This window comes from Empedobacter falsenii, assembly GCF_019308355.1.
In the GTDB taxonomy this organism is placed as follows: domain Bacteria; phylum Bacteroidota; class Bacteroidia; order Flavobacteriales; family Weeksellaceae; genus Empedobacter; species Empedobacter falsenii_B.
In genome coordinates, this window is sequence record NZ_JAAGKM010000055.1 from 1 (window position 1) to 13,899 (window position 13,899).

The 13,899-nt window shown below is 32.3% G+C and carries 11 protein-coding genes; 3 read left to right on the top strand and 8 right to left on the bottom strand.

Features of this window, described 5'->3' with window-relative positions; translation table 11 throughout:
- Positions 1 to 941: 941 nt before the first annotated feature.
- The 7 genes from G0Q09_RS13660 to G0Q09_RS13690 form a co-directional block, all read right to left on the bottom strand.
- Positions 942 to 2,075, bottom strand: coding sequence for a M20/M25/M40 family metallo-hydrolase (locus G0Q09_RS13660; RefSeq protein WP_219035283.1), 1,134 nt, complete (start codon positions 2,073 to 2,075; stop codon positions 942 to 944).
- A 39-nt stretch (positions 2,076 to 2,114) separates the two neighbouring features.
- Complete coding sequence (locus G0Q09_RS13665) at positions 2,115 to 2,795, bottom strand: SIR2 family NAD-dependent protein deacylase (RefSeq protein ID WP_219035284.1); 681 nt, start codon at positions 2,793 to 2,795, stop codon at positions 2,115 to 2,117.
- A 499-nt stretch (positions 2,796 to 3,294) separates the two neighbouring features.
- On the bottom strand, positions 3,295 to 5,097 hold the full coding sequence (locus G0Q09_RS13670; RefSeq protein ID WP_219035285.1) for an acyl-CoA dehydrogenase FadE: 1,803 nt from the start codon (positions 5,095 to 5,097) through the stop codon (positions 3,295 to 3,297).
- A gap of 85 nt (positions 5,098 to 5,182) precedes the next feature.
- Complete coding sequence (locus G0Q09_RS13675; protein ID WP_219035286.1) at positions 5,183 to 6,364, bottom strand: acetyl-CoA C-acyltransferase; 1,182 nt, start codon at positions 6,362 to 6,364, stop codon at positions 5,183 to 5,185.
- A 54-nt stretch (positions 6,365 to 6,418) separates the two neighbouring features.
- The gene (locus G0Q09_RS13680) at positions 6,419 to 6,769 is read right to left on the bottom strand and encodes a four helix bundle protein (RefSeq protein ID WP_114999168.1); all 351 of its coding nucleotides are present in this window, start codon (positions 6,767 to 6,769) and stop codon (positions 6,419 to 6,421) included.
- Positions 6,770 to 6,808: 39 nt separating this feature from the next.
- Entirely contained in the window at positions 6,809 to 9,208 is a 2,400-nt protein-coding gene (locus G0Q09_RS13685) for a 3-hydroxyacyl-CoA dehydrogenase/enoyl-CoA hydratase family protein (RefSeq protein WP_219035287.1), read from the bottom strand.
- Positions 9,192 to 9,653, bottom strand: a complete 462-nt coding sequence (locus G0Q09_RS13690) for a MarR family winged helix-turn-helix transcriptional regulator (RefSeq protein WP_219035288.1) — start codon at positions 9,651 to 9,653, stop codon at positions 9,192 to 9,194. The genes G0Q09_RS13685 and G0Q09_RS13690 overlap by 17 nt, the downstream gene beginning before the upstream one ends.
- A 325-nt stretch (positions 9,654 to 9,978) precedes the next feature.
- Between G0Q09_RS13690 and G0Q09_RS13695 the strand changes: the two genes are divergently transcribed.
- Positions 9,979 to 11,928 (top strand): KUP/HAK/KT family potassium transporter, encoded by a 1,950-nt coding sequence (locus G0Q09_RS13695; RefSeq protein ID WP_219035289.1) that lies wholly within the window; start codon positions 9,979 to 9,981, stop codon positions 11,926 to 11,928.
- Between the two features lie 128 nt (positions 11,929 to 12,056).
- Complete coding sequence (locus tag G0Q09_RS13700) at positions 12,057 to 12,383, top strand: YegP family protein (RefSeq protein ID WP_219035290.1); 327 nt, start codon at positions 12,057 to 12,059, stop codon at positions 12,381 to 12,383.
- A 109-nt stretch (positions 12,384 to 12,492) separates the two neighbouring features.
- On the opposite strand, the gene G0Q09_RS13705 is transcribed toward G0Q09_RS13700, so the two are convergent.
- Positions 12,493 to 12,957 (bottom strand): Dps family protein, encoded by a 465-nt coding sequence (locus G0Q09_RS13705; RefSeq protein WP_038336951.1) that lies wholly within the window; start codon positions 12,955 to 12,957, stop codon positions 12,493 to 12,495.
- 253 nt (positions 12,958 to 13,210) lie between these two features.
- Here G0Q09_RS13705 and G0Q09_RS13710 point away from each other — a divergent pair, with 253 nt between their 5' ends.
- The gene (locus G0Q09_RS13710; RefSeq protein ID WP_038336950.1) at positions 13,211 to 13,747 is read left to right on the top strand and encodes a hypothetical protein; all 537 of its coding nucleotides are present in this window, start codon (positions 13,211 to 13,213) and stop codon (positions 13,745 to 13,747) included.
- Positions 13,748 to 13,899: the final 152 nt, after the last annotated feature.

Sequence of the window (13,899 nt, forward strand, 5' to 3'; positions counted from 1 at the left end):
AATTTGGTATAACAGAAATAGAAGACATAAAGCTTTGAATTATAAAACTATTTTTGAGTTTAATAATAATTTACAATTTTTAAAAAATGTAGCTTAACTTACACTGGAAAATTCAGGGGGATATCCAGGGTTGTAATAATTGCCAAGTTGTTTTTTATACAAAAAAATGTTTAGTGGAATACAAAAGGATATCATTTTTAAAGTTTCAATGAATTTAAACTCGTCTTTTGAGCAATGATAATCTTTAAATTTCATTTAAAAAAGTAGATTTTAGTGTTGTACTATGTAATATTTATAATGTATTAAGTAAAATCCATTATGTATTTGTGAGAGGCTAGAATTTTCAAGGCTTCGAAATAACACAAAATCACTTTTTGAATACAAATATAAAATGAAGTAGATTACAAAAATAACCTTTGAGAATCATTTAAATCGTAAGAACACATGACCAAAAACAGTATTTCCACTTGATATTCAGCACAATGACCAAGACGATTCAAACCTCTAAAATAAGTATCATTTGATGCTATTCTGAAATAAACTCAGAATGATAAAATCCGTAAAACGTTAAGCGTAGAACGTAAAACTTAATAAAACCTATGTTTCTATTGTGGTTAGAATATTCATTTTTTATTCGGTATTCTTCTTGATGGGGCACAACAACGATGTAAAATTAACCCTTAGACAAGCAAATTAACTAGAAGTGACGAATAATGAACCTAATTGGTTATCCATTAACCTAAATGGAGGTTGTATGCACTAAAATGCATTTTTTCTGTATCGGTTGTGTATCCACGCTATATGTATTCTGTATCCATTGTATATCCATTCCGTATGGTTTGTTCGGTGCTCGTGTATCGAAAGGTTGATTACCATTTAGACAAAAAAAGTAACTATTCAACTAAAAAGATAAATTTATGACATACATAAGGAGCAACAATTTATTTCTTCAAAATCTTAAAGCTATATTGATTCGAATTTATATTGACGAAATAGATTCCTGATGTAAGATGTTCTAAATTAATTTGTGAAACTGTTGTTTGATATTTTTGATGAAATACTTGTTTCCCTGCTGCATCATAGATTGTAATAATCGGTTGTTGCAAGACTTGAGAAAAATAAAGATTTTTAACAACAGGATTCGGATAAATTTGTAATGTAGAAATAGCGTTTTCTTTTACATTCAGTTTTTCCTGCGCTTGAGAAAAATGCAATAAAGTCGCCAAAGCTCCTTTCGCTACTTCTGTCAAATAATTCAAATCCATATTATCGATTATATCTTGAGCAGTATGTGCATAAGGCGTTTCATTCTTTTCAAAAAGTCCAGTTATAGGATAACCAACTGCCTGAAAAGGCATATAATCGGAACTATAAGCATTCGAAATTTCAGTTTTTAGAGTTGTATACAATGGAAAAATATTCGCCATTTTATTGGTTAATTCAGCTGAAATAGCATTATTAGATGTTGGATTACTTTCATCTTGCTCACAAACAATTGTCGAATTTACCTTATTCGCCACTCCTCCTACCTCATCAATATTCAGAACAGCTTTAATTTTTAAATTCTGAGGAACTGCAATTTGATTTACATACGCCTGACTTCCGATTAAACCTCGTTCTTCCCCTGTAAAATGAATAAATTTTATCGAATAATCTGTGTCAATATCTTTTATTAATCGAGCAATTTCTAATAAAATAACCGTTCCCGAGCCATTATCATTCGCTCCAGGTCCATTTAATGTATCATAATGACCATCGATGATAATAAATTCGTCAGGATATTTTTTACCAATTTTTGTCACAATCAAATTATTCCCAACATTTCCGTATACATTAACCGATTGTTTTTCTATACTGGTATAACCATAAGCCGTATAATAAGATTTCAACCATGTAAATGCATTTTCGTGAGCAGAAGATCCAACAGTTTTAATTCCGAAATCTTGAAATTTTTGCAATTTCTGATGCACAGAATCGTATTTCACTTGTTCGACAACTGATTGATAAAATGGATTCAGTTCTTGAGCAGTCGCATTGATAGAAAAGACTAATAATGGTAGAAATATATACTTCATATCATTTAAAATAATTAACCAAGATTAAAACGTAAAAGATTAAAAATTATTCAAAATTGTTTTTAATTCTTCAATACTTTCTGTTGCTTTTTTCTTGATATGCGTAATAGATGAATTGGTATACGTATCTGATGGATCGATATAGATAATTGGCACATTTGTTTTTGTATAATCTTTGAGCGAAGCAGCTGGATACACTTGCATTGACGTTCCAATAATCACCAAAATATTTGCTGTTAAAACCTCATCAATCGCATTTTCTATTTCTGGGACCATTTCGCCGAACCATACAATATGCGGACGGAGTTGATTTCTATCTTCCGCCAAATCTCCAAGTTTGATATCTTCATTCCAATCAATAATTAGATTTTCGTCTTTTTCGCTTCGCGCTTTTCTCAATTCACCATGCAAATGAATAATTATAGACGAACCTGCTCTTTCGTGCAAATCATCAACATTTTGGGTAATAATCGAAACATCAAAATCGTGTTCTAACTCTTTCAGAAAAAAATGCGCCGCATTGGGTTCAACATCGAACAATTGTTTTCGACGCTGATTATAAAAGTCTTGAACCAATTTAGGATTTCTTTGATAACCTTCAATAGAAGCAACTTCCATAATATCATGATTTTCCCACAAACCGTTGGCATCTCGAAAAGTTGAAATTCCGCTCTCTGCACTAATTCCAGCTCCCGTTAAAACGACTAACTTCTTTTTCATTTCGAATGTATTAATTGAAGTAAATATAACTTTATAAAACAACAAAACTCCATTTATAGAAATGGAGTTTCGGTTTTATTTTATTTTTTTTAATTCATCTAATTTGACTAGACACATAATACTAAATGTTGCAAACATGGTCAACGTAAGAATTGCTGCATTAATTATCATAAGCTTTGTTTTAATTGGGTTATTAATTTGAATTAAAGTTACTTCAAATCATTTCTTTCGAAAAGTATTTCATTAAGAAATAACGACTTAACTCACTTATTTTTAATGAATAAACTTTAACCTCGAAATATAAAAAAACCTCAATTGGGAACAACTGAGGCCTTTCTCTACTAAAACTTAAGTACCATGAAAACTCAACTAACTTATATAAAGACTAGTACTTGCCCTAGATTCATCAAACGATATACCAAATTATATTTCAGCATGTTAAAAAAATAAAAGCAGCCAATAAATTGACTGCTTTAAATAATTTGTATTAAAAATATACTTAGAAAGTGTATTTATTTTCTTTGATTAAAAGATCTGCAATTTCAGTTTTCAAGTTAACTACGTTTGGATATTCGTTGTAACGTGTAAATCTTCTTAAACCAGACAACATCATGCGTTGCTCATCTCCTTCTGTGAAAGAAACAATTCCGCGCGTCGCTTCTGTTTTAATAATTTCTACTGATTTGAATAATTGTAATTGAACTAATTTTTCTGCATTTTTCACTGCATCAGCACCTTTTACATTTGCAATTTTTTCTGCACGTAACATTGCCGATTCAACCATATAAATTTCTTGCATAATGCGAGAAGCCGCAATAATCAATTGTTGGTGTTGCTCTAATTCTGCACCAAATTTTTGCAAAGCAGAACCTGCAACCATAAAGAAAGCTTTCTTAAGATTTGCAATGATTTCTTTTTCTTGTGCAAATAATTCTGAATAATCTGGAACATCAAACGATGGAATCGACATTAATTCGTTCGCCACATTCATTGCAGGAGACATTAAATCTAATTTTCCTTTGAATGCACGTTTTACTAACATCGAAACACATAATAAGGTATTGATTTCGTTTGTTCCTTCGTAAATTCTAGAAATACGTGCATCTCTCCAAGCTGCTTCCATTGGCATTTCTTTCGAATATCCCATTCCTCCGTAAATCTGAATTCCTTGATCCGCAGAAATTTGAGCAGCATCAGAAATCCAAACTTTTAAAATAGAAGCTTCGATTGCATACTCTTCGATACCTTTTAATTCCGCTTCATTATGAGGCATTCCTTTTGCCATGTTATCTTCGATTGCATCTTGTACATCTTTCGCTGCACGATACGCACCAGCTTCTGAAGTAAACGCAGAAACAGCCATATCAGCTAATTTCTCTTTAATCGCACCAAATGTATTGATTGATGTATTGAATTGTTTACGTTCTGAAGAATATTGTAACGAATAATCTAAAATACGACGTTGCGCATCTAAACATGCTGCTCCTAATTTGATACGACCAACATTCAATGCATTCATTGCAATTTTAAATCCTCCGTTTCTTTCTCCTAATAGATTTTCTACTGGAACACGAACTTCATTAAAGAAAACTTGACGTGTTGATGAAGAAACAATTCCTAATTTATCTTCTTCTTCTCCTAATGAGAATCCAGCACCAGCTTTATCTTTTTCTACAATGAAACCTGTGATATTTTTATCATCATCAATACGTGCAAAAACAATGAATAAATCAGCAAAACCTGCATTTGTAATCCACATTTTTTGACCTGTGATGATATATTCTTTACCATCTTCTGATAAAACAGCTTTTGTTTTTCCTGAATTTGCATCAGAACCTGCTTCTGGCTCCGTTAAACAGTAAGATGCAAACCATTCTCCTGTTGCTAATTTTGGTAAATATTTTTGTTTTTGTTCTTCTGTTCCGTACAATAAAATTGGCATTGTTCCAATTCCAGTATGTGCTCCAAAAGCTGTTGCTAACGAACCTGTTGCTCCTGAAATATAGTCACACACTAACATTGTTGTAACGAATCCCATTCCCATTCCACCATATTCTTCTGGAACAGAAATTCCTAATAAACCTAATTCACCAATTTTACGCATTAATTCTTCAATCAACGCATAATCTTTTTTCTCAATTTGGTGTTTCTTAGGCACTACTTCTTTATCGATAAACTCTTTTGCAGATTGCAAAATCATTTGTTGTTCTTCTGATAAATCTTCGTAAGTGAAAATATCATTATAAGAGGCATCTTTAATTAAATATTGACCTCCGATTAATCTATTTGGATTTGTAGACATATTTTTTGTTGTTTAGATATTAGATTTTAAAATTGAGAAGTTAGATAAATTTGAAATCTATCATCTAACCTCTCAATTCTATATATTATTTTAGATATTCGAAAATTGAAGCTGCTCCTTGTCCTGTACCAACACACATGGTTACCATTCCATATTTCGCTTTACGCGCTTCCATTTCATGTAACAATTGCACGGTTAATTTCGTTCCCGAACATCCAAGTGGATGCCCTAAAGCAATTGCACCTCCATTTACATTGACGATATCAGGATTAAGATTCAACTCGCCCATAATTGCAACTGATTGAGAAGCGAACGCTTCATTCAATTCGATTAACTGAATATCTTCTAATTTCATTCCTGCTTGTTCTAACGCTTTTGGAATTGCAAACAAAGGTCCCATTCCCATAATACGAGGTGCTAAACCTACCGTAGAATATGCAACTAAGCGTGCAACTGGCTCAAGACCTAATTCTTTCACCATATCTTCTGACATTACCATAACGAAAGCTGCTCCGTCCGACATTTGAGAAGAGTTACCTGCTGTAACTGAACCTCCTTGCGCAAAAACAGGACGTAATTTTGCTAAACCTTCGATAGATGTATCCGCACGTGGACCTTCGTCTACTTTAAAATCAATTTTCTTTGTTTGAACTTTTTCTTTATCATCTAAGAAACTGTATTCAACATCAATTGGAACGATTTGAGAAGCAAATTTTCCTTCAGCATTTGCTTTTAATGCTTTTTGATGCGAATTGAATGCAAATAAATCTTGATCCTCACGAGAAACTTTAAATTCTTTTGCTACTTCTTCAGCTGTTAATCCCATTCCCCAGTAATAATCTGGATGATCTTTTGCTAAATCTGTTTCTGGAATTGGTTTGTAACCTCCCATCGGAATATATGACATCGATTCTGCACCACCAGCAATGATACATTCTGCCATTCCTGTTCTAATTTTAGCAGCTGCCAACGCAATTGCTTCTGACCCTGATGCACAGTAACGGTTTACTGTAACACCTGGAACTTTGTCTGTATCTAATCCCATTAATGAGATAAGACGTGCCATATTCAATCCTTGTTCTGCCTCTGGCATTGCACATCCAACGATTAGATCGTCGATACGTGTTGGATCTAAAGTTGGATAATCTTGCATTAAGCGCTTGATTACTGTAGCTGCCATTTCATCTGGACGTGTAAAACGCAATGTTCCTTTTGGCGCTTTTCCTACAGCTGTTCTATATCCTGTAACTATATATGCTTGTTTCATTTTTTTTAAGTATTATTAGATTGTACAATGTAAAATGTATGATGTACAAAGTATTTAATTATAGTTCTGAATTAATTTGACCAACATATTCTGTATATGTTTTAAATCTTTTAATAAATTATCCGAAATCTCTACTTGAATAAATTCTAAATCTCTTGCTAAAATAATTTGACATTCCAATTCGAAAGACGAACCTAAAGCTATATTGAGAAAATTAATAAATTGAGCATTCGAATTTCGACCAGCACCTTCTGCAATATTTGAAGCTATCGATACGCAAGCTCTTCTTGATTGAGAGGTCAAACCATAAATCTCACTTTTAGGATAATTTGAAGTAATCTCATAAAACCTTTTCGTAAAATTCATTGTTTTTTGCCAAACGATTAACTCTTTAAAATCATGCATAAATACTTTTTACATGTTACTTTTTACTTAATACAAATATTAATTACGCAACGGTTTACCTGTTTTTAACATATGCTGAATACGCTCTAATGTTTTTCTTTCTCCACAAAGAGATAAGAATGTTTCGCGCTCTAAGTCTAACAAGTATTGTTCTGAAACATAAGTTGATTCAGACAAATTACCACCTGTCATTACATATCCTAATTTATTCGCAATTAAACGATCATGATCCGAAGCAAAACGTCCAGCAACCATAGAATCTGTTCCAACATAGAACATTCCCATTGCTTCTTTTCCTAACACTTCTACTTTACGTTGAATTGGTTGTGTATAACCTGCTTCTGCCATAATAATTGCGTGCTTTTTCGCTTCTGCAATTTGACGTTCTGCATTTACTACAACAATATCTTGCTCACGAATAATTCCCATGTTTTTCGCTTCATAAGCTGAAGTTGCCACTTTCGCAGTTGCGATATTCATGAAGTTATCACGTAAATGATTTACTTTTACATCATCTTTCAAGGCAAATTCAGTTGCACGGCGCGCAAATTCTTTCGAACCTCCACCACCAGGGATTAATCCAACTCCAACCTCAACCAAACCAATGTAAGTTTCGGCAGCAGCTACAATTTTATCCGCATGCATCGACATTTCGCAACCTCCACCAAGCGTCATTCCATGAGGAGCAACAACAACTGGAATAGATGAATAACGAACACGCATCATCGTATCCTGGAACATTTTGATTGCCATATTCAATTCCCACCAATCTTGTTCTGCAGCCATCATCATAATCATGGCTAAATTAGCACCAACAGAGAAATTATCTCCTTGGTTACCAATTACAACTCCACGATAATCTTTTTCTGCTAACTCGATTCCTTTATTGATTCCTTGTAAAACTCCTCCTCCAAGAGAATTCATTTTAGAACGGAACTCAATATTGATGATTCCATCTCCTAAATCTTGAATAGATGTTTCTTGGTTTGACCAGATTTCATTTGTTTTTCTAATGTTATCTAAAATAATAAATGCATCTTGACCTGGAATTAATTCGAATTGCTTTGATGATTGATTATAGAATAATTTCTTACCATTTTCGATTTTATAAAAAGAATTTGCACCAGTTGCGGCCAATTCTTTCACCCAATCCGAAACCTTGAAACCTTCTGATTCTACTAATTGAATTCCGTTTTGTAACCCAACCAAGTCCCATGTTTCAAATGGACCATATTTCCAAGCGTAACCTGTTTTTAAAGCGTCATCAATTGGATAAAGTACATCTGTAATTTCTGGAACACGTTGAGAAACGTAAGCGAATAATGAAGCAAAATGTTTGCGAATCAATTCTCCAGCCTTACCAGAATCTTTCAATAAAATACCTAATTTATTACGCATAGATCCTGCATTTTTAGCAGTTTCTACAGCTGTAACTTTTGCGCGTTCCATTGGACGATACTCTAACGTATCAAGATTTAAGGCAAAACGATTGGTATTCCCTTCTTTATCAATTTCTTTATAATAGAAGCCTTTTTTTGTTTTATCTCCTAAGAATTTATTTTCGATTAAGAAATCCAAGAATTTTGAATCTTTCAAACCTTGGATCATTTCGTCATTTGGCGCATTTTGCTGTAAACCTTTTGTTACATTATATGCAGTATCCAAACCAACCAAATCACCCAATTTGAATGTTCCCGTTTTCGGGCGACCCAAAATAGAACCTGTCAAAGTATCAACTTCTTCAATCGTTAATCCAATTTCTTGCGCCAATTCCATCACTTTCGCCATCGAGTAAACTCCTACTCTATTCCCGATAAAACCTGGCGTATCTTTACATAAAACTGGTGTTTTACCTAAAAATAAAGATGCATAGTTTTGGAAAAACTCAACAACAGATTTATCTGTTTGAGGATTTGGGATAATTTCGAATAATTTTAAGTAACGTGGCGGATTGAAGAAATGCGTTCCGCAGAAATGTTTCTGAAAATCATCTGAACGACCTTCAGCCATCAAATGAATTGGAATACCAGAAGTATTAGAAGTGACTAAAGTTCCTGGTTTACGGAAGTTATCTACACGCTCAAAAATAGATTGTTTAATATCCAATCTTTCGATCACAACCTCTATTACCCAATCCGAGTTTTTAATCTTCTCGAAATCATCATCAAAATTCCCTACAGTTATACGAGAAGCAAATGCTTTGTCATAAATTGGTGAAGGATTGCTTTTTAAAGCAGCATCTAAGTGAGTTTGAGCAGTTCTGTTACGAACTACTTTACTCTCTAAAGTAAGTCCTTTCGCTTGCTCTTGTGGTGTAAGCTCGCGAGGAACCATATCTAACATCAAGACTTCGACTCCGATATTTGCAAAATGACATGCAATACCAGAACCCATCACTCCTGATCCTAATACAGTTACGTGTTTAACGTGTCTTCTCATAATTGTTTTTAAATATTTTTTTGTCCGATATTAATTGGTTAATCTTATAAATCACTTCCAAGAAAATTTGCATTTTCTCTGGTTCGATGTGATTATTAATTGATTCATTAAATTGCAAAACAAAATGTTTTGAAATATCTCTCATTCTTAATCCTTCTTCAGTCAAAGTGATCAACACACTTCTCCCATCTTCTGGATTTGGTTTTCGAACGATAAAATTTCTTGCTTCTAAGTTTTTTAATGTTCTCGACAAGCTTGTTGGCTCCATTCCCATCTTTGGTCCTAGCGACGTACTTGGCGTACCTCCTTTCGGATCTATTGATAATAATGTAAAGGCATACACCATTGTAGAATCGTAAGCGCCTGCTTGCTCATTATACATTTTCTGAACTGACAACCATGTTGAACGCAATAAATAATCTATCGTTAAATCTTCTCTTAACATATTTTAGTGTATGTATAACAAATATAATCTTTTTTTATTATGCAAGCATAATAAAGTTTTAAAATTTAATTTTGTTTAACAAATAATGATTCAATTTACTATTTATCAATGAAATGTAACTTTAAATTATGATTAATAAAATAAATAGTATGATTAAATAATACTTAAATTTATTCCATTAATAAAAAACTGACTATAGTAGTGTAAAAATACGTCATATTTAGTATCGAAAATAAATATAATGTTGGTTTTATATTATAAATAAATAAGATTGTTTAATCTCTTTTCAACGGCATACATTCGTAGAAATTTTAAAATACTGCTTATGGAATCAAACCATACGATGAACAAAGTAACAGCGGCAACGCTATTAATCGCATTTGGAATCATTTACGGTGATATTGGAACAAGTCCTTTATATGTAATGAAAGCGATAATTGGCGAGACTCGCGTGATTGAAGAGAGCATTGTCTACGGAGGCGTATCATGTGTTTTTTGGACTTTGTGTTTTCAGACTTCTATCAAATATGTATGGTTGACACTAAAAGCGGATAATGATGGCGAAGGAGGAATTTTTTCTTTGTATTCATTAATCAAGAAAAAAGGTAAAAACCTAATTATTCCTACTATCATTGGAGCTTCTGCTTTGCTCGCCGATGGAATTATCACTCCCCCCGTTTCCGTCTCTTCCGCTGTTGAAGGACTACGAATGCTAAACGGACTCGAAAATCTACCTACCATACCTATTGTAATCTTCATCCTTTCGATGTTATTTTTCTTCCAACGATTTGGAACAAATAAAGTAGGAAAAATATTTGGACCATTTATGGTTTTATGGTTTACAATGCTTCTAGGCTTAGGAGTTTTACATATTGTACATCATCCAAGTATCATCAAAGCATTAAATCCTTATTACGCGTATAACTTGTTAATGAATTATCCTCACGGATTCTGGATTCTTGGCGCTGTATTCTTGTGTACAACAGGTGCAGAAGCGTTATACTCCGATTTAGGACATTGTGGTCGAAAAAACATTAGAATTAGTTGGTTGTACGTTAAAATTTGTTTAGTAACAAACTATTTAGGGCAAGCAGCTTGGTTAATGCACCAAGACAACCCTATATTAGACGGTAGAAATCCTTTCTACGAAATGATGCCAGATTGGTTCTTAATTCCTGGAATTTGTATTGCCACGGGTGCAGCTATTATTGCATCACAAGCTTTGATTACAGGATCTTTTACATTAATCAATGAAGCAATTAACTTAGGTTTCTGGCCAAGAACATTAATTATTCAACCAAACGAACACAAAAGCCAAGTTTACATTCCTACAATCAATTTTATGTTATGGGCTGGCTGTGTCTTTATCGTTCTATATTTCGGAGATTCGTCCCATATGGAAGCCGCCTACGGTCTTGCCATAACGGTTACCATGTTAATGACGACTTTCTTGTTATCCTATTATCTTAATTATTATACAAAATTCAACAAAGTATTTATTGTGGCAATTTTGTCGATTTTCGTAGCAATAGAATCTTCATTTTTCGTAGCAAATGTTGTCAAATTTGTTGATGGTGGCTATTTAGCATTATTAATGGGATGGCTGTTCTTTGTAATAATGTATTGTAGTTTTTACGGAAAAATTCTTAATTCACGAAACTTAGAATTCGTAAAAATAAAGCGCTACGCAAATGTATTAACAGAATTGAGCGAAGATAAAACAATCAATAAATACTCGACTTTCTTGTTTTACTTAACGAAATCTACGAATCCAAAAAATATCGAAAAATACAGTATTCAATCTATTTTATCAAAACGCCCAAAACGTGCAGATGTTTATTGGTTTGTAAACATTAACCGAGATAGTGAACCCTATACGTTGAGTTATAAAATATTGCCAATTGTCGATCAAAAAATATATCGAATTACATTTAATGTAGGATTTAGAGTTCAGCCAAAAACAGAACAATATATCAAAAAAGTAATCAACGATATGTATGCAAATGGAGAATTAGAATTAAAATACCTGAGTACCTGTTTGAAAAAATACAATCAAGATCCTGACATGAAATTTGTTTTGATTGAGAAATTTCCTTCAATTGAAACCAAATTAAGTATGAAAGAATTTTTCACACTAAAAGTTTATTATTTATTAAAGAAAATAGAATTCAACATTCCGAAATCTTTTGGTCTAGAAAAGAACGACGTTGTTATAGAACACATTCCTCTTTATATGCACAAACATAATATTGACGATTTAAAAAGAATTCAATAAGAAATAGAAATCCTGAAATAATTTTTCAGGATTTTTTTTTGTCAATATTTTATAGATTGATAATTATCAAATAATTTTTATAAATTTATAACAATCAACAAGATAAAATATTTATAAAAAATTAAATTATGTTCGAAATTTATCAAGACAAAGCAGGAGAATATCGTTTTCGTTTGAAAGCTAAAAATGGACAAAATATTTTGGCAAGCGAAGGTTATAAACAAAAAGCAAGCTGCGAAAACGGAATTGAATCTGTTCGCAAAAATTCGCAAGATGATTCTAAATACGAATTAAAAGAAGGTGCTTCTGGTAAATGGCATTTCAATTTAAAGGCAACAAATGGACAAGTAATTGGAACAAGCCAATCGTACGAAACTGAATCTGGCGCTAAAAATGGAATTGCTTCTGTAAAAACAAATGCTGCTGATGCAGAAATAAAAGAAGTAGAAGGTTAATTACAAACCGTCATAAAAAGCTGAAGCCTTGGATAAATCCAAGGCTCAACCTAATTAACACTAATATGAATTAACACTAAAAACTTATGAAGTAAAATAATGTTCAACTTTATTTTAGATGCGATCCAAGCATCCAAGCAGTTTTTTGATGTTGTTCTAATAAACCAACTAAGAAATCCGAAGTTGAGATATCATGAAATTCATCAATTTCTACTACAGCCTGCGCCAAAAAGTCAATAATAACTTCGTGATCGTGTAGTAAATCAGCAATAAAACTTAAACTATCTTTGTTTTCAGTTTTTCTTGTTTCTGATAAGTGAGCTAACTGCAAATACTCTGCCATAGTTGCTGGTGCATAAACATCTTTTTGACGAATTTTTTCTGCAACATCATCTATAACAATTTGTAACTCGTTATATAACGATTCAAAATACACATGTATTGTCTGAAAATCAGGACCTTCTACATTCCAATGTGCATTTCTTGTTTTTAAGTATAAAATATGTTCATCAGCTAATAATTTAATTAAAATATCAGCGATTTTTTGCTTTTTTTCTGGCGATAATAATTTCATATGATTAAATTTTATATTGTCTATTTGATTAACTTTACTAATGCAAATATAAAAACCAGAAAATGAATGAATTATAGATTTATTAAATCTTATTTCTATTCTTTTATAATTAAAAACTATGAACGACTCGAATTAACTTAAAATAAATAATGATGTTTACTTAAAAACAGAATTACTATTTTTGATAAGACAAATTTATAGTGGTTTTTTCAATTAGAGCCATTTTTAAAAGTTAAAAATTAATTAAATTTCTATGAAAAAGTTTCTTTTATTTATCATTTCTTTAACCCTAAGCAATACTTCTTTTTCTCAAACAAATAAAAATCAAACACTTAATAATAATTGGCGTTTCGGTGGTGGTTTGGGACTATCTTTTGGGAATAATAGTTATTTTGGATTTAATATTTCTCCAAGTGTAGGTTATATGGTTGCAAACAATTTAGAATTGGGTGCGACAGCTGGTTATCAGTATGCAAAAGATGATTATGTAAAACAAAATTTGTTTAATGTTGGTCCTTACATTAACTTTTTTCCAATCGAAAATATTTTCTTGAGAGCCAATTATATGTACTACACAGGAAAACAAAAATACAACGATCGCACACCATATTACAACAGTATTTATGAGGCTGACATAGACGAATCTGCGTTATGGTTAGGAGCTGGATATCAATCGAGCGGACCAGTAAGATTTCAAGCTGGTGTGATGTACAATGTTTTATACAAAGAAAACGAAAGTATATTTTCTTCAGGATTACAACCTTTTATGGGTGTTTCAATCGGATTATAAGTCATAAAAAAATCCATCTAACAATTGTTGAACTAAACCTCCAGTAGCTTTCGCTGCGATGATTTCGTACCTTAGTATATTAATATTAAACAATTGATACTATGGTAACTAAAAAAAATCTCCGGAGGAATTAAGAGCGAACAAATACATTA